Below are 18,319 nucleotides of genomic sequence, written 5' to 3'. Positions count from 1 at the left end.
GTCTTCTTCTTCAGTCCTGACGGCGGAAACCTAGAGCGGAACGCGCCGTGGCGTGAGCCCCTAGTTTCAGGGTTTGCGGTTTCAACGCGATGATTTCGAAGAAATTTTGACCGAACCGGCCTCAAACATGCCCCTTGGCCGCGAGGTAGCGGTCCAGGGCCCGCGTCCAGTCGGGCATCGGACGACCGATCGCGGCGACCAGCTTGGCGTTCGACAGCGCGCTATAGGGCGGCCGGCGCGCGGGGGTCGGGAATTGGCTAGTCGGAATTGGCGCGACCTCGGCGGCGACACCGGCCTTGGCGATGATCGCTTCCGCGAACGCGCACCATGAGGCGGTCCCCGAATTGACCACGTGATAGTCGCCCGCCGGGGCCTTGGCCGCGATCAGGTCCAGGATGGCCTCGCCGGCGTCGAGGCTGGCGGTCGGCGACATCACCTGGTCGGCGACGACGGTCAGGCGGCCCTTCTCCTTGGCCAGGCGCAGCATGGTCTCGACGAAATTGCCGCCCTTGCCGCTGGCCCCGGCCACGCCGAACAGCGAGGCGACGCGGGCGACGAGGACGTCGTCGTGCTCCAGCCGGGCCAGATCCTCGCCCAGGGCCTTGGTCGCGCCATAGACGTTGACCGGCGCCCGGCCGACGCCTTCGCCGAGGGGCTCGCGCTCACACTGGCCGCCATAGACATAGTCGGTGGAGACCTGCACCAGCCGCGCACCTCTGGACGCGCAAGCCTTGGCCAGACGGCCCGCGAAGTGGGCGTTGACCGCCACGGCGGGAGCCGGGTCCTTCTCGCAGTCGTCGACGCGGGTGACGGCCACGCAGTTGATGGCGACGTCGAAGTCGAGGCCGTCGAAGCTGGCCGACGGATCGGCGGCGTCGACCTGGGCGCGAGTCACGGGCGTCAGGTTCAGGCCGCGCTGGGCCGCGAGCGCCGCGAGGTCAGACCCCAGCTGGCCGTTGGCGCCGAAGAGGGCGATACGCATCAGGCGGTCTTCAGTCCGAGGCGCTGGCCGGCATAGCGCGCGCGCAGCGGCGCCCACCAGGCCTCGTTGTCGAGGTACCACTGGATGGTCTTGCGCAGGCCGGTCTCGAAGGTCTCCTGCGCCCGCCAGCCCAGCTCGGTCTCCAGCTTGGTGGCGTCGATCGCGTAGCGGGCGTCGTGGCCCGGGCGGTCGGTGACGAAGGTGATCAGGTCGCGGCGGCGCTGGCCAGCGATCGGGCGCAGTTCGTCAAGCACGTCGCAGATCGCCTCGACCACCTGAAGGTTGGTCCGCTCGTTGCGGCCGCCGACATTGTAGCTCTCGCCGGGGACGCCCCGCGTGGCGATCAGATGCAGGGCGCGGGCATGGTCCTCGACGTGCAGCCAGTCGCGGACATTGTCGCCCTTGCCGTAAACCGGCAGCGGCTTGCCCTCCAGGGCGTTCAGCGTCACCAGCGGGATCAGCTTCTCGGGGAAATGATAGGGTCCGTAGTTGTTCGAGCAGTTCGAGACCACCACCGGCAGGCCGTAGGTGTGATGCCAGGCGCGGGCCAGATGGTCGGACGAGGCCTTGGAGGCCGAATAGGGCGAGCGCGGATCGTAGGCCGTGGTTTCGCTGAACAGGCCATCAACGCCCAGGCTGCCGAACACTTCGTCGGTCGAGATGTGGTGGAAGCGGAAGGCGGCCTTCTCGGCGCCCTCAAGGCCCTGCCAGTGCTCCAGGGCCGCCTGCAGCATCACGTACGTGCCGACGATGTTGGTCTGGACGAAGTCGCCGGGTCCGGTGATCGAGCGATCGACATGGCTCTCGGCGGCCAGGTGCATGACCACGTTGGGGCGGAAGGCCTTGATCGTGGCCGAGACGGACGCCGCGTCGGCCACGTCGCCCTGCACGAACTGATAGTCGGCCTTGCCGTCCAGCATGGCCAGGCTGGCGGGCGAGGCCGCATAGGTCAGCTTGTCGTAGTTGAGGATCGCGACGTCGTTCTGGCCGGCCAGATAACGGCACACAGCCGAGCCGATGAAGCCTGACCCGCCGGTGACCATCACGCGAAGATTTTGCTGCGACATGCGCTGGAAAGCTCGAGCCCTAGAGCATGATAGCCGAAAGTGGCTGCCGGTTTCGGCGGCCATCATGCGCCAAATGTTAAATACGGAGCACGCCCCGTACTCCAGTTTTTAGTGTACGCGCAACAGCCAGCCCCAGAACGTGGGTATTCGATCCTTAGTCGGTGAACACCACCGTCTTGCGACCGTTCAGCAGCACCCGGTCCTCCAGGCGATAGCGCAAGGCGCGCGCGAGAACCCGGCGCTCGATGTCTCGGCCCTTGCGGACAAGGTCTTCCGGGGTGTCGCGATGGCTGATGCGCTCGACGTCCTGCTCGATGATCGGGCCTTCGTCGAGGTCGCCGGTCACATAGTGGGCCGAGGCGCCGATCAGCTTCACGCCGCGCGCATGGGCCTGGTGATAGGGCTTGGCGCCCTTGAAGCCCGGCAGGAACGAGTGGTGAATGTTGATGCAGCGGCCCTGCAGCTTGGCCGACAGGCCGTCCGACAGCACCTGCATGTAGCGGGCCAGCACCACGATGTCGGTCTGGGTTTCCTGGATCAGCTTCCAGAGTTCGGCTTCCTGCTCGAACTTGGTTTCCTTGGTCACGGGCAGGTGGTGGAAGGGCAGACCCGAAAGGTCGATGTGCTCGTAGGTCTGCGCCGGGTGGTTGGAAACGACCCCGGCGATGTCCATCGGCAGCTCGCCGATCCGCCAGCGATAGACGAGGTCGGCCAGGCAGTGGTCGAACTTGCTGGCCAGCAGCAGCACGCGATAGCGCTCGGTGCGGTCGCGCAACGTCCACTTCATCTTGAAAGCGTCAGCCACGGCCACGAACGCGTCGCGCAGCTCGGCGCGGTCCTCTGGATTTTTGGCCGCGCCATCGGCGTCGAACACCACGCGCATGAAGAAATGACCGGTCTCCTGGTCGTCGAACTGCTGGGCGTCGAGGATGTTGCAGCCGCGCTCGAAGAGGAAGGCGGACACCTTGGCGACGATGCCGCGCTGGTCGGGGCAGGAGAGGGTCAGGATCATGGTCCGCTCCCTCTAGAGAACCCCATCGCCGAAGAAAAGCGGCTGAACGCATCAGGTGAGGTCGTTTTTTCCGGCGCGGCCGGCGTTTTCCTAGACCTGTGGCACATCCATGCCGCGCTGGACGGCCGGGCGACCGCCCACCGCCTGCACCCAGGCTTCCACGGCGGGAACGCCAGGTTCGCGATCAGGCTCGGCCTTGGCCAGCGCGCCGAGAATGGCCTTGGTCCAGGCATAGCTTGCGATGTCGGCGATCGAATAGTGCTCGCCGGCGAGCCAGGGGTGGTCGTTGAGCCGCCGATCCATCACGCCCAGAAGGCGCACGACCTCGTCGCCGAAGCGGTTGATCGCGGCGGGGAGCTTATCCTCGGCGCGGAGGGCGAAATAGTTGTATTGGCCGGCCATCGGACCCAGGCCGCCCACCTGCCAGAAGGTCCATTCCAGGGCCGCCCAGCGTTCCGGACCTTCCGGCGCCAGCAGCTTGCCGGTCTTCTCGGCCAGATAGACCAGGATCGCGCCGCTTTCGAACACCGTCTGCGGGCCACCGCTCGCGTCGTGATCGACGATGGCCGGGATCTTGTTGTTGGGCGAGATGGCCAGAAACTTCGGGTTGAACTGCTCGTCCTTGCCGATGTTCACCGGATGGACCCGGTAGGGTAGACCCACCTCCTCCAGCATGATCGAGGCCTTGCGGCCGTTGGGCGTGGTCCAGGTGTAGAGATCGATCATGGGGCGTCTCCTGCGGGCTTTAGGGGCAACAACGCCCAGGACCGCGATCTTGCCGCGCGCGGGTGGGCGGCGCGAGGGAAGCGGTCTAGGCTCCTATTATGGTTTCCTCATCCGAAGTCTTGTCAGAACGCGCCGTCGACATCCTGGCCAAGCTGGTGGCGTTCGACACCACCTCGCGCCGCTCGAACCTGGAACTGATCCAGTGGGTCGAGCAGTACCTGGCCCGCCTGGATATCCCAACCCGCCGGGTTCCGAACGCCGACGGGACCAAGTCCAATCTTTTGGCGAGCATCGGGCCGGCGGTCGAGGGCGGAATCGTCCTGTCCGGCCATACCGACGTCGTCCCCGTCGACGGCCAGCCGTGGTCCAGCGATCCCTGGGTGCTGACCGAGCGCGAGGGGCGGCTCTACGGCCGGGGAACCTGCGACATGAAGGGCTTCCTGGCCCTGGCCCTGGCCGCCGCGCCGGACCTGGCCCAGGCGACGCTGAGCAAACCCGTCCACCTGGCCTTCTCCTATGACGAGGAGGTCGGCTGCCTGGGCGCGCCGGACATGATCGAGGTCATCGCCAACGACCTGCCCCGCCCCGCTCTGGTCGTGGTCGGCGAGCCCACCGACATGGTCGCCGTCCGCGCCCACAAGGGCATAGCCAGCTTCATCGTCACCGTGACCGGCCGCGAAGGCCATTCCAGCCTCACCCACCTGGGCGTCTCGGCCAACATGGCGGCGATCAAGCTGATGGCGAAGCTGGTCGAGCTCTCCGAAAAGCTGGAGCGCGAGGCCGACCCGAACTCGCTGTTCACTCCGAAGGGCGCGACCCTGACCGTCGGCCAAGTCAACGGCGGCACGGCCGTCAACATCCTGGCCCGCGAGTGCGTGTTCGTCTTCGACCTGCGCACCCCGGCCAATCTAGAGCCGATGGCGATCCTAGCCGACTTCTTCGCCGCGGCGCAGGCCCTGGACGCCGAGATCAAGGCCAAGGCCCCCGAAGGCGGCGTCAAGGTCGAGCGCCGCTCCCTGACCCCGGCCTTCGCCCCGGAAGAGAACGGCGTCGCCGAGGCCTTCGCCCGCAAGCTGGCCGGCGACAACGGTCCGGCCCGGGTCGTTCCCTATGCCGCCGAGGCGGGACAGTTCCAGGGCGCGGGCTTCTCGACGGTGATCTGCGGCCCCGGCTCGATCGACCAGGCCCACCAGCCCAACGAATATGTCGAGATCAGCCAGATGCAGCGCGGCGCGGCCTTCATGCGTCGGCTGATCGAGGACCTTTCGGTCTAGCCGCGCCACTTCCGAATGACGAACCGCCGGCCGATGAACGCGGCCGGGTCGATCGACATCACCCGCAGGATCGCGCCGGGCGAGGCCTTGCGCTTGGCCTGGATCGCCCGGCGGTCCGCCAAGACCTGATCCAGGTCCTCGCGCTTCAGCGCCGCCTTGATGCCCCGGATGGCCGGCGCCACGTCGCCGCGACGCCAGTGCAGCAGCAGCAGGCCCGCCGTCACCGCCACATGCAGCGGCAGGGTGACCGGGAACAGCCAGCCGGGCGTGTTCTTGACGAAGGTCCAGATCCGGTTGCGCGAGCCGTGGAAGATCGAGAAGTCCGACCGCACGCCCGTGCTGGCCGAACCGACGTGGGCGACCTTGGCCTTGGGCAGCAGCAGGGTCGGATAGTCGTAGAGGCGCAGGCGGTATCCCAGGTCGACGTCCTCGCAGTAGCAGAAGTAGCGCTCGTCGAAGCCGCCGACCGCGAGGAACAGTTCGCGCTCAATCAGCATGGCCGCGCCGCAGGCCGAGAACACCTCGCCCTCGGGTAGAACCGTTGGTTCCTTGCGGCCATACCCCCCTCGGAACGGTATGCCCGCGCTGGTGACATTGTCGCCCGCCCCATCCAGCAGGCCCGGGCGATCGGCCGATAGCTGCAGCGAGGCGAAACTCTTCACGGTCGGGTGGCGAAGGGCGCCGGCCATCAATTCGGCCAGCCACTCGGGCTCGGCATAGGCGTCGGGATTGAGCAGGACCAGCCAGCGCCCCTTGGCGCGCCGGACCGCGAAGTTGTTGCCGGCCGCGAAGCCCAGATTGGCGCCGGCCTCGACGAAATCGACCCACGGGTGGGCCTTGGCCGCCGCCTGCGGCGCGCCGTCGGTCGAGGCGTTGTCGATCAGGATCGTCTCGAAGTCGCGGAAGGTCTGCGCCGCCAGCCTGTCCAGGCACGGCTCCAGGGTCGGGCCGCTCTGGTAGGAGACGATGATCACGCTTACGAGCGGGCCGGTCTTGTTTTCGTTCGCTGGCTTGTTTTTCGGGTTTTCAGGCGGCATCGGTGGCCGGTTCGTTTCTCAAGGCAAAATACGCGTCATGAAGATCACGCCACTGGCGATCCCCGAAGTGCTGCTTATCACGCCCGCGCGCCATGGCGATGAGCGTGGCTGGTTTTCCGAGACCTTCCGCCAGTCGGCGCTGGAGGAGGCAGGATTTAGGGCCGCGTTCGTCCAGGACAACCATGTCCGCTCCACCACGCGCGGCATCCAGCGCGGCCTGCACTATCAGAAGCCCCCCCACGCCCAGGACAAGCTGCTGCGCTGCGTGGTCGGGTCGATCTTCGACGTGGCGGTGGATATCCGCAAAGGCTCGCCGACCTACGGCCAGTGGGTCGGGGCCGAGCTGTCGGCCGAGAACCGTCAGCAACTGCTGGTGCCCAAGGGCTTCGCCCATGGCTACGTCACCCTGACCGACGCCTGCGAGGTGCTCTACAAGGTCACCGGCTACTACGCCCCAGCGGCCGAGGGCGCGGTGCGCTGGAGCGACCCGGTCATCGGCGTCGACTGGCCGGTGCCCGCCTCCGAGATCACCGCCAACGATCGCGACAACGCCGCGCCACTGCTGGCGGAAGTAGAGTCGCCGTTCACCTATTAACCCTAAAACCCGATCTCCCCGGCGAAGGCCGGGGCCTAGATCCATCCTGAGAGTTTGGGGTTTTCGCGCCATCAGCCTCGACCGCATCCGCCAAGTCTGGTGGGTTCGATCTGGGCCCCGGCCTTCGCCGGGGAAATCGGAGTATGGAAATGACCTTCACCGACTTCTTCTGGACCTCGCACGAAGGCCTGCCGCTGCACGCACGGGACTACGCTCCAATGGGCGTTTCTGGCGGCGAGATCCGGAAGCTGCCGGTGATCTGCATCCACGGCCTGACCCGCAACGCCCGCGACTTCGAGGCGCTGGCGCCCAGGATCGCCGCCACCGGCCGCCGGGTCCTGGCGGTCGACGTGCGCGGCCGGGGCCTGTCGGCGCACGATCCGAACCCGATGAACTACCACCCGGGGACCTACGCCGCCGACGTCCTGTCGCTGCTGGCCGCGGCCGGGATCGAGAAGGCGGTGTTCGTCGGCACCAGCATGGGCGGGTTGATCACCATGGTGCTGACCTCGCTGAAGCCGGAGGCCATCGCCGCCGCCGTGCTGAACGATGTCGGTCCTGAGCTGTCGCCCGTCGGCTTGGCCCGCATCGCCGGCTACACCGGCATGGCCAGCCGGTTCGAGACCTGGGACGACGCCGTCGCCTACGCCAAGGCGATCAACGAGGCCGCTTTCCCCGCCTACGCCGCCGAGGACTGGGAAGTCTTCGCCCGTCGCCTTTTTGATGAAAAGGACGGCGACTACGTCCTGGCCTACGACCCCGACATCGCCGCGCCGATCAAGGCGGCGGCGGAAGCGGCGGCCAAATCCCAGAGCGAGGGCGGCGCGGCCCTGGCCCCGCCCGACATGTATCCGCTGTTCCGGGCTCTGGCGAAGGACCGTTCCCTGCTGCTGGTGCGCGGCGGAATCTCGGACCTGATCGACCCCGCCATCGCCGAGCGCATGCGCGCCGCCGCGCCGACCATGGCCTATGCCGAGGTTCCCGGCGTCGGTCACGCCCCGATGCTGACCGAGCCGGAAGCCTGGGCGGCGATAGAAAACCTGCTGGGCGAAGCGCCTTAAGAGACGCCCCCAAGGGGTGTTTTGGCGGCTTGGCCGTGTTAGACGCCCGCCACGGCCCGTTCTTCGCCGCGACAGAGTGCTGAACCGATGACCCTCGACCTCGCCGCCATCCAAGCCGCCGCCGGCCGCCTGAAGGGTCAGATCGAGCGCACGCCGTGCCGCCACTCCAAGACCCTGTCGAAGATCACCGGCGCAGAGGTCTGGGTGAAGTTCGAGAACCTGCAGTTCACCGCCGCCTACAAGGAGCGTGGCGCGCTCAACAAGCTGATGCTGCTGTCGGACGCCGAGAAGGCCAAGGGCGTCATCGCGGCCAGCGCCGGCAACCATGCCCAGGGCCTGGCCTATCACGGCGCCCGCCTCGGCGTGCCGGTCACCATCGTGATGCCCCGCACCACGCCGTTCGTGAAGGTGCAGCACACCCGCGACTTCGGCGCGACGGTGATCATCGAGGGCGAGACCTATGACGACGCCAACGCCCACGCCCGCAAGCTGCGCGACGAGCAGGGCCTGACCTTCGTCCACCCGTTCGACGACTACGACATCATGGCCGGCCAGGGCACCATCGCCCTGGAGATGCTGGAGGACGCGCCGGACCTGGAAGTGCTGCCCGTGCCGATCGGCGGCGGCGGCCTGATCAGCGGCGTGGCGACGGCGGCCAAGGCGCTGAAGTCCGACATCCACATCATCGGCTGCGAGCCGGCCATGTATCCGTCCTTCACCGCCAAGATGCGCGGCATCACCGCCCACTGCGGCGGCCAGACGATCGCCGAGGGCGTGGCGGTCAAGACGGTCGGCGACCTGACCTATGGCGTCGCCCGCCCGCTGATCGACGACGTGCTGCTGCTGGAAGAGCCGTATATCGAACAGGCCGTGGCGCTCTACTGCAACGTCGAGAAGACCATCGCCGAGGGCGCCGGCGCCGCCTCGCTGGCGGCCCTGCTGGCCTATCCGGAACGCTTCCGGGGCAAGAAGTGCGGCCTGATCCTGTGCGGCGGCAATATCGACACCCGCCTGCTCGCCTCGGTGCTGACCCGCGAACTGGTCCGCGCCCAGCGGCTGATCAGCCTGCGGATCATCGGCGACGACCGTCCCGGCCTGCTGTCGACCGTGGCCAGCGTGATCGGCGCGATGGGCGCCAATATCATCGAGGTCAACCACAACCGCCTGGCCCTCGACGTGCCGGCCAAGGGCGCGGAATTCGACATCACCATCGAGACCCGCGACGCCCAGCACACCCAGGACGTCATGAACGCCCTGCGCGAGAGCGGCTACCCGCCACGGGTGGTCTAAGGCCGCCTATTCCTTCGGCTTGCCCGGGCCCAGCCGGTTCACGTCCAGCAGCTCGATCTTGAAGATCATCACGCTGTTGCCCGGGATCGGCCCCTTGTCCTGCGCGCCGTAGCCCAGGGCCGGCGGCACGTAGAGGATCCACTCGTCGCCCGCCTTCATGCGCTGCAGGGCGATGACCCAGGCCGGCACCAGGCCGTCCAGCGGGAACACCGCCGGCACGCCGCGCTCGTAGCTGCTGTCGAACACCGTGCCGTCCAGCAGCTTGCCCTCGTAGTGGACCTTGACCTCGTCGGCTTGCGTCGGGTGCAGGCCGCCCTGGGGACCGTCACGCACCACCTTGTATTGCAGGCCTTGCGGCAGGGTGACGACGCCCGGCTCCTTGGCGTTCTTGGCCATGAAGGCGTCGGCGATAGAGAGGTTTTCCTGCGCCTTCTTGCTGGGCCCGCAGGCGGTCAGAACCAGACCGGCGGCGGCGAGGGTGACGAGAAGAGCGCGGCGATGCATGGGAGACCTCAAACGTTCAGGCCGTCCAGCTAGCACGGACCGCCCGGGATTCCATCTCCGCGCAAGCATTGGCGGGCGCGGGCGTTGATTTCACGGAACAGTGGTGGCTTTCACCGGCAGGCCCTCTTAGAACGGCCTCCCGAACATCAGACGAGCCGCTCATGAAACCCGTTCGTAAAGCCGTCCTTCCCGTCGCAGGCTTTGGCACCCGCGTGCTGCCCGGCACGAAGACCACGCCGAAGGAACTGCTGAACGTCGTCGACCGGCCGATCCTGTCCTACATCGTCGCCGAAGGCCGCGCGGCGGGCATCGAGCACTTCGTCTTCGTGACCGGCCGCAACAAGGGCGCGATCGAGGACTATTTCGACCACCAGGTCGAGCTGGAAGCCGCCCTGGCCGCAAAGGGCAAGACCGACCTGCTCAACGAACTGCTGGGCGAGCTGCCCAAGCCGGGCGAGATGAGCTTCGTGCGCCAGATGGCCCCGCTGGGCCTGGGCCACGCGGTGTGGTGCGCCCGCGACATCATCGGCGACGAGCCCTTCGCGGTCATGCTGCCCGACATGGTCATGCACGCCCAGACCTCGGCCCTGGCCCAGGCCATCGAGGCCTATGACCAGGTCGGCGGCAATATCGTCGTGGTCGAGCCCTGCCCCGAGGGCCAGGCCCACCAGTACGGCATCGTCGCGCTGGACGGCCAGGACGGCCGCCTGAACCGCATGACCGGCATGGTCGAAAAGCCGCCGAAAGGCACTGAGCCCTCGAACCTGTTCATCAGCGGCCGCTACATCCTGCAGCCCGAGATCTTCGATCTGCTGGCCAGCCAGGAGAAGGGCGCCGGCAACGAGATCCAGCTGACCGACTCGATGCTGAAGCTGCTGACCACCCAGGACTTCCACGCCCTGGAATATGACGGCGTCACCTATGACTGCGGCGACAAGATCGGCCTGCTGCGGGCCAATGTCGCCCTGGCCCTGGCCAATCCGGAGCTGGGCGCCGCCGCCCGCGCCGCCATCGAAGACCTGCTGAAGTAGGCCTTCAGGCCCACTCGGCCAGAACCTCGGCATCCTCCTCGGCGCGCTTGAGCGCCGAGGCGTCGCCGAGCAGTCGCCGCGCGGCCCAGACGGCCGCGCCGCGCACCACGGGGGCGGGATCGGCCAGAAGCGGCTCGACCACCGCCATCAGGCCCGCATCGCCGCTGTTGCCGATCGCGTAGAGAACGTTGCGAACGAAGCGGTCGCGACCGATCCGCTTGATCGGGTTTTTCGAGAACAGCGCCCGGAACGCCGCGTCGTCCAGCACCGCCAGTTCGGCCAGGGTCGGCTGGCGCAGTTCCTGGCGGGCCTGAAGCTTGGCCTCGCTCGACAGCGACGCGAACTTGTTCCACGGGCAGACCGCCAGGCAGTCGTCGCAGCCATAGATCCGGTTGCCCATCGCCGGTCGGAACTCCGCCGGGATCGGACCGGCGAGCTCGATGGTCAGGTACGAGATGCACCGCCGCGCATCCAGCTGGCGCGGCGCGGGAAAGGCCTTGGTCGGGCAGATGTCCAGGCAGGCGCTGCACCGGCCGCAGTGATCGACCTCGGCCTCATCCGGCGGCAGGTCGAGTGTGGTCAGCACGCTGCCCAGGAACAGCCACGAGCCGAACTGGCGCGAGACGAGATTGGTGTGCTTGCCTTGCCAGCCCAGGCCAGCCCGCTGCGCCAGTGGCTTTTCCATCAAAGGGGCGGTGTCGACGAAGACCTTCACGTCGTTTCCGAACCGGCGATGCATCCAGCCGGCCAGCAGCTTGAGCCGCTTCTTGATGACATCGTGATAGTCGTCGCCCTGGGCGTAGACCGAGATGGCGGCATGGTCGGCGCGCGCCAGCTGCTGCAGCGGGTCGATGTCGGGGCCGTAGTTGACGCCCAGCACCACCGCCGATCTGGCCTCGGTCCACATGGCGGTGGGGTGCGAGCGCCGCTCCAGCGTCTCTTCCATCCAGCCCATGTCGCCGTGGCGCTCGGCCTCGACGAAGGCCTTCAGCCATTCGCCGTTAGGCCAGGCCGCCGAAGCATCGGCGAAGCCGCAGGCCGAGAAGCCGAGACTCAGGGCCTCGGCGCGGATCTCGTCCTTGATCGCTTGCGGTGAGGGCTCAGAAGTCGAGATCGTCATAGTGCGCGGCCGGCGCGAGGCCGGGCCAGCGGTCGGCCAGGATCGGACGGAAGGCCGGCCTCGACTTAAGCTTCATGTACCAGGTCTTGGCCGTGGAGAAGTCTTTCCACGGCACGTCGCCGAAATAGTCGATCACCGACAGGTGGGCGGCGGCGGCGAAGTCGGCCAGGCTCATGCGGCGACCGGCCAGCCAGTCGCGGGTCTGCAACAGGCCGTCGATATAGCCGAGGTGCATGCGCAGCGCTTCGCGACCCTGGCGCAGGGCGGCCAGATCCGGCGCGCCCATGCGCAGCAGCCGCTTCTCCATCTTCTCGTGCAGCAGGAAGCCGTTGACCTCGTTGTCGAACTTGCGGTCGAACCATTGCAGCAGTCGGCGCGCCTCGGCGCGCTCGCTCGGATCACGGCCCAGCAGCGGCGGCTCGGTTTCCGTCTCCTCGATGTGTTCGAGGATGGCGCGGGTTTCGCAGACGACGAGGTTGCGCTGGTGGCGGGTCTCGACCAGCACCGGCGGCATGCCCGAGGGGTTCAGCGAGGTGAACTCCGGTGGCATCTCCCAATAGCGGACCTGGATCTCGACGAACGGCAGCCGCTTCTCGCCCAGCGCCAGACGCACCTGTCGCGAGGCGGGGTCGAGGGGGAAATGGTGTAGGGTGCGTTCGACGCTCATGCCCAGGTACGCTCAGGCTGCATCGAAAGAGCGATGCGCCGTTTTGCTTAACAAGAGATTGCTGAACGGGGTTTACCCAAGAAAAGCAGGCCTTTGTGCGGCGCTTTTGCTGATCGACAGGCCGTTCAGCTGTTCATCCGAGCAATCAGGTTCGTCGTGCTCTGGCCCTGTTTGAGCTCGGCCAGGACAACCTTGCCGCCGTAGCCGAGCACCACGTCCGAGCCCACGACGGTCTCGACCGTGTAGTCGGCGCCCTTGACCAGCACGTCGGGGCGGAAGGCCTCGATCAACGCCAGGGGCGTCTCCTCGCCGAACAGCACCACCAGGTCGACCGACGACAGGGACGCCAGCACCGTGGCGCGCCCCTGCTCCTTCTGCACCGGCCGGCTCGGACCCTTCAGCTTGGAGACCGAGGCGTCGGTATTGAGGCCGACGATCAGCCGGTCGCAGGCGGCCTTGGCCTGGCTGAGCAGCGAGACGTGGCCGGGATGCAGCAGATCAAAGCAGCCGTTGGTGAAGCCGACCTTCAGGCCCCGCGCTCGCCATCCCTCGACGATCTGCCGGGCGTCGTCGCGGTCGGCGATCTTGATCTCGCCCGGCTCGCCCTGGGCGGAACTGGCGACGGCGGTCAGCTCGGCGGCGGTGACGACGTCGGTGCCCAGCTTGGCCACGACAAGGCCGCCGGCCAGGTTGGCCAGGCGCGCGGCGTCGGCCAGGCTCGCTCCCGCCGCCACGGCCAGGGCCAGGGTCGCGGCCACGGTGTCGCCGGCGCCGGACACGTCGAACACCTCGACCGCCGTGGCCGGCAGGTGCAGGTGAGGTTGGCCGCGCACCGATAGCGTCATGCCCGCGCCGCCGCGGGTGATCAGGGCCGCCTCCAGGGCCGGCGCCATGGCCAAGATCGCCGCGCCGGCGTCTTCCGACGCCTCGTCCGAATTATCGAAGATGCCGGTCGCCTCGGCAGCCTCCTTGCGGTTGGGCTTGATCAGGGTCGCGCCGTCATAGCGGGCGAAGTCGCGGCTCTTGGGATCGACGATCACCGGCTTGCCGGCCGCGCGAGCGGCATCGATCGCCCCGCGCACCACCTCGGCGGTCAGCACGCCCTTGGCGTAGTCGGACAGCACCACGACATCGGCCGAGGCCAGGCGCGCCGTGAACGCCGCCAGCAGCGCCGCGCCGTCACCCGGACCGCGATCCTCGCGGTCGACGCGCAGCATCTGATGCGAACCCGAGATGTAGCGGACCTTCTCGGTCGTGCGCCGTTGGGCGTCGGATACCAGCGCAGCCTCCAGCCCCGGCTCGACGTCGATCATGCCGCGCAGGGCCGCGCCGGCGTCGTCCTGGCCGACCAGGCCGATCAGCACCGCCTTGGCGCCCAGGGCGGCGACATTGCGCGCGACATTGCCCGCACCGCCCAGCATGGCGGTTTCCTTCTCGACCGCGATCACCGGCACCGGCGCCTCGGGCGAGATGCGGTCGACCGCGCCGTAGATGAAGCGGTCCAGCATCACGTCACCGAGGACCAGCACGGTCTTGCCGGCGAAGGCGCGGGGGAGGTGGGCGAGCGTGTCGTTCATACGGCGATCCGTACTCTCACCGGCTCAAGGAACTCAACCCTCGACCGTATCGGCGAACAGGCCGCCGTGCCGTTCGGCCAATCCCCTCGGGTCGGGGTGGATGATGATATCGGCCGATGGGAAGGCCTCGAGCAGCCTGTTTTCGGCGGCGACCATGATCGTATGCGCCTCGGCCAGCGAGATGTCGGCAGCCAGGTCGGCATGCATCTGCATATGGACATACGGACCCGAAGCCCGGGTGCGCAGCTGGTGGACGCCCAGCATGCGCGGATCGGCGGTGGCCAGGAGAACGATCCGCTCGCGTTCGGTCTCGGGCAGTTCCTTGTCCATCAACTGGGCCGAAGCTTCGCGGAAGACGCCGATCGCCCCCCAGATCAGCCAAAGCGCCACCACCAGGCCCGCGGCTGAGTCGATCCAGGCCAGGCCGAGCCAAGCCGCTGCGCCGACGCCGACCAGGGCGACGGCGTTGGAGGCGAGGTCGGCGGCGTAGTGGGCCCGGTCTCCGGAAATGGCGATCGAGCCGCTGGCCTTAACCACCCGGGTCTGGGCCGTGATCAGGGCCAGGGTCAGGCCGATCGAGACGATCATCACCACCACGCCGGCCAGCCCATGCTGAACCGGACGCGGATGCAGCAGGGCGTCGATCGCCTCCCGGCCGATCAGGGCGCCGGACGCGAAGACGAGGCCGCCCTGCATCAGGCTGGAAAAGGCTTCCGCCTTGCCATGGCCGAAGCGGTGCTCGGCGTCCGGCGGCTCTGCCGCGTAACGCACCGCATAGACCGTGATCAGCGAGGCGACGAGGTCGAGCGCCGAGTCCGACAGCGAGGCCAGGATCGCCACCGAACCGCTCATTCGCCAGGCGATCGCCTTGACCAGGATCAGGACCGCCGCGACCGCGACCGACAGGAGGGCCACGCGTCGAGTGGCGGCGCGCGTTTCGGGTGAAGTGGCGGAGAGCGTCATGGCCACAGCTTAGCAAGGCGGCCTCGCCCACCCCAGCGCGAACGACTCGCGAGCGCGCGACGCCCTAAGCGGCGGCGCGCACCTCGGGTCCCACATAGATCGACTGCGGCCGGATCAGCCGTCCGCCCGCCAGTTGTTCGCGAGCGTGCGCCAGCCAGCCGGCGACGCGGCCCATGGCGAAGATACAGGTGAAGCTGGACGGCGGCAGGCCCAGAGCCTCCAGCAGCAGCGCCGTGTAGAACTCGACATTGGTGTCCAGGGGCCGGTCGGGCTTGTGTTCGCGCAGGATCGCGAGCGCCGCCTGTTCGACGGCCTCGGCGAAGGCGATACGGCCAGGCAGCCCGCCAGAAGCCGCCGACAGCTTGCGCACGGCCGCCTTCAGGGCGTCGGCGCGGGGGTCGCGGACGCGGTAGATGCGATGTCCGAAGCCCATCAAGCGGTCGCCGCGCGCCAGGGCCTTCTCCAGCCAGGGACGAGCGTTCTCAGGCGTTCCGATCTCGTCCAGCATCTCGATCACCGGTCCCGGCGCGCCACCGTGCAGGGGGCCTTTCAAGGCCGACAGCCCGGCCAGCACCGCCGAGGTCGGGCCGGCGCGGGTCGAGGCCACCACCCGGGCGGCGAAGGTCGAGGCGTTGAGGCCGTGGTCGCAGACCGTGACCAGATAGGCGTCCAGCGCCGCCGCCTCGGCGTCGGTGGCGGGCGTCCCGCGCGTCATGCGCAGGATGTCGGCGGCGTGCGACAGGGCCGGATCGGGCGCGACCGGGGCCTCGCCCTTGGCGACGCGCAGCACGGCGGGGGTGAAGACCGCCGGGGCGGCGATCAGCAGCAGGGCGGTCGGCAGGTCGTCGCCATCGGGCAAACGGGCCAGCAGGGCGCGCATGGCCTCGACAGGATCGCGGCGGGCCAGGCCCTCGTCCAGAGCGGCGACCTCGGCGAAGGCGCGGACCCGGGCCTCGCCAAGGGCTGGGGCCAGATCACTGGGCGCATCTTCGAAGAAGCCGTCGAACAGCAGGTGGGCGGCCTCTTCGTAGCGTGTGCGGCCCGACAGATCCTCGACGGCATAACCCCGGATCACCAGACGGCCCTTGGCGCCGTCGACATCGGACAAAACGGTGCGGGCGGCGATGACGCCCTCAAGACCATCGGACATGTGCGGTCTCCTTTCGGAGCGCAGAAAGCCGCTTGTCACGCTTGATCGTCAATCTTGATCAATATAATCAATCTATATGGCGGATTGGCTCGATGCGGATCAGGTTCTGGAGCGACTGGGGATTCGCCCGCAGACGCTGTACGCCTATGTCAGCCGGGGCCGGATCGAGGCCGCCGCCCATCCGCAAGACCCGCGCCGCAGCCTCTATCGGGCCTCGGACGTCGCCGCCCTGGCCCAGAAGAAGGCGCGCGGCCGCCGCGCCGCCGATGTCGCGGCCGAGGCCATCGCCTGGGGCGAGCCGGTACTACCCTCGGCGATCACCACCGTGGCCGGCGGCCGGCTCTGGTATCGCGGCCAGGACGCAGTTCATCTGGCCGAGCAGGGCCTGACGCTGGAGAATGTCGGCCGGCTGCTGCGCGGCGGCCACGGCGCGGCCCTGAAGTCCTCCCGCCGGCCCGAGCCGCCCTTCGCCGACAGCGCCCGGGGCAGGATGTTCCTGACCCTGGCCGCCCGCGCCGGTCACGAACCGCCCGCCCGGGGCCGCGCGCCGCTCGCGCTGGCCATGGAAGCCGCCGACCTTCTGGAGGCCGTGGTCGACGCCGCGACCGGCCTGACTGGTGAAGGCCCCGCCCATGCCCGCTTCGCCGCCGCCTGGGGGCTAGACGCCACCGGCGCCGATCTGGTCCGAAGGACGCTGGTGCTGCTGGCCGATCACGAGCTGAACGCCTCGACCTTCGCCGCGCGGGTGGCGGCCTCTACCGGCGCTTCGCTGTCGGCGGCGTGCCTGGCGGGCCTGTCGGCGCTGTCGGGACCGCTGCACGGCGGCATGGCCGCGCGTGTCGAGGCCTTTGTCGAGGAAGCCGAGCGGCGGGACGCGGCCCATGCCGTCTCTGCGAGACTGGCGCGCGGCGCGTCGATGCCGGGCTTCGACCATCCGCTCTATCCCGACGGCGATCCTCGGGCAGCGGCATTGCTGGCGGCCTTAGAGCCCCCGCCCCTGTTGGCCGACCTACGCGAGGCCACCGAGACCGCGACCGGTCTCGCGCCGAATATCGACTTCGCCCTCGTGACCCTGGCCCGGACACTCAGGCTGCCGCCGGACGCACCGTTCATCCTGTTCGCGACCGCCCGCAGCGCTGGCTGGGCGGCGCATGCGATCGAGCAACTTCAGACCGGGCGGCTGATCCGCCCTCGGGCGCGCTATGTTGGCGTGGCGCCGGAAGGCTATTCGCCCTCTTCCTCGTCGTAGCCGACCAGCCGCAGGGCTCGGGCCGGAAGGCCTTCCAGCGCGCACCAGCGCTCCAACGCTTCCTCGCGGCCATGGGTGATCCAGACCTCGCCTGGCCAAAGCTCGCTCAAGGTCGCCGTCAGCTCGTCCCAGTCGGCATGGTCCGACAGAATCAGCGGCAGCTCGACGCCCCGCTGTCTCGCGCGGGCCCGCACCCGCATCCAGCCCGAGGCGAAACAGTCGACCGGATCTGGAAACCGTCGCGACCAACGGTCGGCCACGGCGCTGGGCGGAGCGATTATGATCTGGCCGGCGAACGCGTCCTTCGGGCCTGACGACGTTGCAGGAGCCAAAGGGCCGAGCTCCACACCATGCGCTTCGTAGAGTGCGTTCAGCCGCTCCAGCGCCCCATGGACGAAGATTGTTTTCTCCCACCCGGCCTCGCGCAGCAGCTTGATCACCCGCTGGGCCTTGCCCAGGGCGTAGGCCCCGACGATGTGGCAGCGCTCGGGGAACTGCTCGACCGAGGCCAGCAGGCTACGGATCTCGCCGGCGTCTTCGGGATGGCGAAACACCGGCAGACCGAAGGTCGCCTCGGTGATGAACACGTCACAGGGCACCGGCTCGAACCGGGCGCAGGTCGGATCGCGGCGGCGCTTGTAGTCGCCGGAGACCACCATGGTCAGGCCCTTCCAGCGCACCACCGCCTGGGCCGAACCCAGCACGTGGCCGGCCGGGACCAGGGTCACCTCGACGCCGTTGTGCGTGATCGTCTCGCCATACGGAACAGCCTGGCGACGCGCTGTGAAGTCCTCGCCATAGCGTGTGGCCATGATCGCCAGGGTCTCTGGCGTGGCGGCCACCGTCCCGTGACCGGCCCGGGCGTGATCGGCGTGGCCATGGGTGATCACGGCCCGGTCCACGGGGCGGACGGGGTCGATATAGAAGTCTCCCGGCGGGCAGTAGAGGCCGTCCGGCCGGGGACAGAGAAGGTCTTCGGGCTTGATCACGTCTGGATATGACAACGCCTGAAGC

Annotated in this window: 18 protein-coding genes; 6 read left to right on the top strand and 12 right to left on the bottom strand. The window is 68.4% G+C overall.

Features of this window, described 5'->3' with window-relative positions:
- Positions 1-121: 121 nt before the first annotated feature.
- The 4 genes from rfbD to CSW62_RS00295 all read right to left on the bottom strand — a co-directional run bounded on the left by rfbD (position 122) and on the right by CSW62_RS00295 (position 3,787).
- Positions 122-982: a dTDP-4-dehydrorhamnose reductase gene (gene rfbD, locus CSW62_RS00310; protein ID WP_099575253.1), complete on the bottom strand. Its 861-nt coding sequence runs from the start codon at positions 980-982 to the stop codon at positions 122-124.
- Positions 982-2,049: a dTDP-glucose 4,6-dehydratase gene (gene rfbB, locus CSW62_RS00305; protein ID WP_099575252.1), complete on the bottom strand. Its 1,068-nt coding sequence runs from the start codon at positions 2,047-2,049 to the stop codon at positions 982-984. Before rfbB ends, rfbD begins: the two co-directional genes overlap by 1 nt.
- Positions 2,050-2,203: 154 nt before the next feature.
- Complete coding sequence (purU, locus tag CSW62_RS00300) at positions 2,204-3,061, bottom strand: formyltetrahydrofolate deformylase (RefSeq protein ID WP_099575251.1); 858 nt, start codon at positions 3,059-3,061, stop codon at positions 2,204-2,206.
- Between the two features lie 90 nt (positions 3,062-3,151).
- Positions 3,152-3,787, bottom strand: a complete 636-nt coding sequence (locus CSW62_RS00295; protein ID WP_099575250.1) for a glutathione S-transferase N-terminal domain-containing protein — start codon at positions 3,785-3,787, stop codon at positions 3,152-3,154.
- Between the two features lie 98 nt (positions 3,788-3,885).
- On the opposite strand from CSW62_RS00295, the gene argE reads away from it, so the two are divergent.
- The gene (gene argE / locus CSW62_RS00290) at positions 3,886-5,061 is read left to right on the top strand and encodes an acetylornithine deacetylase (protein WP_099575249.1); all 1,176 of its coding nucleotides are present in this window, start codon (positions 3,886-3,888) and stop codon (positions 5,059-5,061) included.
- Here the strand turns inward: argE and CSW62_RS00285 are convergent.
- On the bottom strand, positions 5,058-6,098 hold the full coding sequence (locus CSW62_RS00285; RefSeq protein WP_099575248.1) for a glycosyltransferase family 2 protein: 1,041 nt from the start codon (positions 6,096-6,098) through the stop codon (positions 5,058-5,060). The genes argE and CSW62_RS00285 overlap by 4 nt on opposite strands.
- A gap of 37 nt (positions 6,099-6,135) precedes the next feature.
- On the opposite strand from CSW62_RS00285, the gene rfbC reads away from it, so the two are divergent.
- The 3 genes from rfbC to CSW62_RS00270 all read left to right on the top strand — a co-directional run bounded on the left by rfbC (position 6,136) and on the right by CSW62_RS00270 (position 9,044).
- Complete coding sequence (rfbC, locus tag CSW62_RS00280; protein ID WP_099575247.1) at positions 6,136-6,693, top strand: dTDP-4-dehydrorhamnose 3,5-epimerase; 558 nt, start codon at positions 6,136-6,138, stop codon at positions 6,691-6,693.
- Positions 6,694-6,842: 149 nt separating this feature from the next.
- Positions 6,843-7,754 (top strand): alpha/beta fold hydrolase, encoded by a 912-nt coding sequence (locus tag CSW62_RS00275; protein WP_199170478.1) that lies wholly within the window; start codon positions 6,843-6,845, stop codon positions 7,752-7,754.
- An 87-nt stretch (positions 7,755-7,841) separates the two neighbouring features.
- Positions 7,842-9,044, top strand: a complete 1,203-nt coding sequence (locus CSW62_RS00270) for a threonine ammonia-lyase (protein ID WP_099575245.1) — start codon at positions 7,842-7,844, stop codon at positions 9,042-9,044.
- A 6-nt stretch (positions 9,045-9,050) separates the two neighbouring features.
- Here CSW62_RS00270 and CSW62_RS00265 read toward each other — a convergent pair whose 3' ends face one another.
- Positions 9,051-9,548 (bottom strand): FKBP-type peptidyl-prolyl cis-trans isomerase, encoded by a 498-nt coding sequence (locus CSW62_RS00265; protein WP_199170477.1) that lies wholly within the window; start codon positions 9,546-9,548, stop codon positions 9,051-9,053.
- Between the two features lie 161 nt (positions 9,549-9,709).
- On the opposite strand from CSW62_RS00265, the gene CSW62_RS00260 reads away from it, so the two are divergent.
- Positions 9,710-10,579, top strand: a complete 870-nt coding sequence (locus CSW62_RS00260; RefSeq protein ID WP_099575243.1) for a UTP--glucose-1-phosphate uridylyltransferase — start codon at positions 9,710-9,712, stop codon at positions 10,577-10,579.
- A gap of 4 nt (positions 10,580-10,583) precedes the next feature.
- Here the strand turns inward: CSW62_RS00260 and queG are convergent, their stop codons facing one another.
- From queG to CSW62_RS00235, 5 genes are all read right to left on the bottom strand, one after another.
- Positions 10,584-11,699, bottom strand: a complete 1,116-nt coding sequence (gene queG / locus CSW62_RS00255) for a tRNA epoxyqueuosine(34) reductase QueG (RefSeq protein ID WP_099575242.1) — start codon at positions 11,697-11,699, stop codon at positions 10,584-10,586.
- Positions 11,680-12,366: an FtsZ-binding protein FzlA gene (fzlA, locus tag CSW62_RS00250; protein ID WP_099575241.1), complete on the bottom strand. Its 687-nt coding sequence runs from the start codon at positions 12,364-12,366 to the stop codon at positions 11,680-11,682. The genes queG and fzlA overlap by 20 nt, the downstream gene beginning before the upstream one ends.
- A 125-nt stretch (positions 12,367-12,491) precedes the next feature.
- Positions 12,492-13,943, bottom strand: coding sequence for a D-glycero-beta-D-manno-heptose-7-phosphate kinase (gene rfaE1 / locus CSW62_RS00245; protein WP_099575240.1), 1,452 nt, complete (start codon positions 13,941-13,943; stop codon positions 12,492-12,494).
- Positions 13,944-13,976: 33 nt separating this feature from the next.
- A complete protein-coding gene (locus CSW62_RS00240; RefSeq protein WP_099575239.1) occupies positions 13,977-14,906 on the bottom strand; it encodes a cation diffusion facilitator family transporter in 930 nt (309 codons plus the stop codon).
- Positions 14,907-14,970: 64 nt separating this feature from the next.
- On the bottom strand, positions 14,971-16,056 hold the full coding sequence (locus tag CSW62_RS00235; protein WP_099575238.1) for a citrate synthase/methylcitrate synthase: 1,086 nt from the start codon (positions 16,054-16,056) through the stop codon (positions 14,971-14,973).
- 76 nt (positions 16,057-16,132) lie between these two features.
- Between CSW62_RS00235 and CSW62_RS00230 the strand changes: the two genes are divergently transcribed.
- Positions 16,133-17,305, top strand: coding sequence for a citrate synthase family protein (locus tag CSW62_RS00230; protein WP_099575237.1), 1,173 nt, complete (start codon positions 16,133-16,135; stop codon positions 17,303-17,305).
- On the opposite strand, the gene CSW62_RS00225 is transcribed toward CSW62_RS00230, so the two are convergent.
- Entirely contained in the window at positions 17,281-18,309 is a 1,029-nt protein-coding gene (locus CSW62_RS00225) for a ligase-associated DNA damage response exonuclease (protein WP_099575236.1), read from the bottom strand. The two genes, CSW62_RS00230 and CSW62_RS00225, sit on opposite strands and share 25 nt — an antisense overlap.
- Between the last annotated feature and the right edge of the window lie 10 nt (positions 18,310-18,319).

It is taken from the genome of Caulobacter sp. FWC2 (assembly GCF_002742625.1).
GTDB lineage: Bacteria > Pseudomonadota > Alphaproteobacteria > Caulobacterales > Caulobacteraceae > Caulobacter.
The sequence above is the reverse complement of the archived record's forward strand: the minus strand, read 5'-3'. Positions and strand labels throughout refer to the sequence as shown.

What these genes read in the sequence shown, in the direction of transcription:
- rfbD (WP_099575253.1), bottom strand. Translation starts at nt 982, where the DNA reads ATGCGTATCGCCCTCTTCGGCGCCAACGGCCAGCTGGGGTCTGACCTC.
- rfbB (WP_099575252.1), bottom strand. Translation starts at nt 2,049, where the DNA reads ATGTCGCAGCAAAATCTTCGCGTGATGGTCACCGGCGGGTCAGGCTTC.
- purU (WP_099575251.1), bottom strand. Translation starts at nt 3,061, where the DNA reads ATGATCCTGACCCTCTCCTGCCCCGACCAGCGCGGCATCGTCGCCAAG.
- CSW62_RS00295 (WP_099575250.1), bottom strand. Translation starts at nt 3,787, where the DNA reads ATGATCGATCTCTACACCTGGACCACGCCCAACGGCCGCAAGGCCTCG.
- argE (WP_099575249.1), top strand. Translation starts at nt 3,886, where the DNA reads ATGGTTTCCTCATCCGAAGTCTTGTCAGAACGCGCCGTCGACATCCTG.
- CSW62_RS00285 (WP_099575248.1), bottom strand. Translation starts at nt 6,098, where the DNA reads ATGCCGCCTGAAAACCCGAAAAACAAGCCAGCGAACGAAAACAAGACC.
- rfbC (WP_099575247.1), top strand. Translation starts at nt 6,136, where the DNA reads ATGAAGATCACGCCACTGGCGATCCCCGAAGTGCTGCTTATCACGCCC.
- CSW62_RS00275 (WP_199170478.1), top strand. Translation starts at nt 6,843, where the DNA reads ATGACCTTCACCGACTTCTTCTGGACCTCGCACGAAGGCCTGCCGCTG.
- CSW62_RS00270 (WP_099575245.1), top strand. Translation starts at nt 7,842, where the DNA reads ATGACCCTCGACCTCGCCGCCATCCAAGCCGCCGCCGGCCGCCTGAAG.
- CSW62_RS00265 (WP_199170477.1), bottom strand. Translation starts at nt 9,548, where the DNA reads ATGCATCGCCGCGCTCTTCTCGTCACCCTCGCCGCCGCCGGTCTGGTT.
- CSW62_RS00260 (WP_099575243.1), top strand. Translation starts at nt 9,710, where the DNA reads ATGAAACCCGTTCGTAAAGCCGTCCTTCCCGTCGCAGGCTTTGGCACC.
- queG (WP_099575242.1), bottom strand. Translation starts at nt 11,699, where the DNA reads ATGACGATCTCGACTTCTGAGCCCTCACCGCAAGCGATCAAGGACGAG.
- fzlA (WP_099575241.1), bottom strand. Translation starts at nt 12,366, where the DNA reads ATGAGCGTCGAACGCACCCTACACCATTTCCCCCTCGACCCCGCCTCG.
- rfaE1 (WP_099575240.1), bottom strand. Translation starts at nt 13,943, where the DNA reads ATGAACGACACGCTCGCCCACCTCCCCCGCGCCTTCGCCGGCAAGACC.
- CSW62_RS00240 (WP_099575239.1), bottom strand. Translation starts at nt 14,906, where the DNA reads ATGACGCTCTCCGCCACTTCACCCGAAACGCGCGCCGCCACTCGACGC.
- CSW62_RS00235 (WP_099575238.1), bottom strand. Translation starts at nt 16,056, where the DNA reads ATGTCCGATGGTCTTGAGGGCGTCATCGCCGCCCGCACCGTTTTGTCC.
- CSW62_RS00230 (WP_099575237.1), top strand. Translation starts at nt 16,133, where the DNA reads ATGGCGGATTGGCTCGATGCGGATCAGGTTCTGGAGCGACTGGGGATT.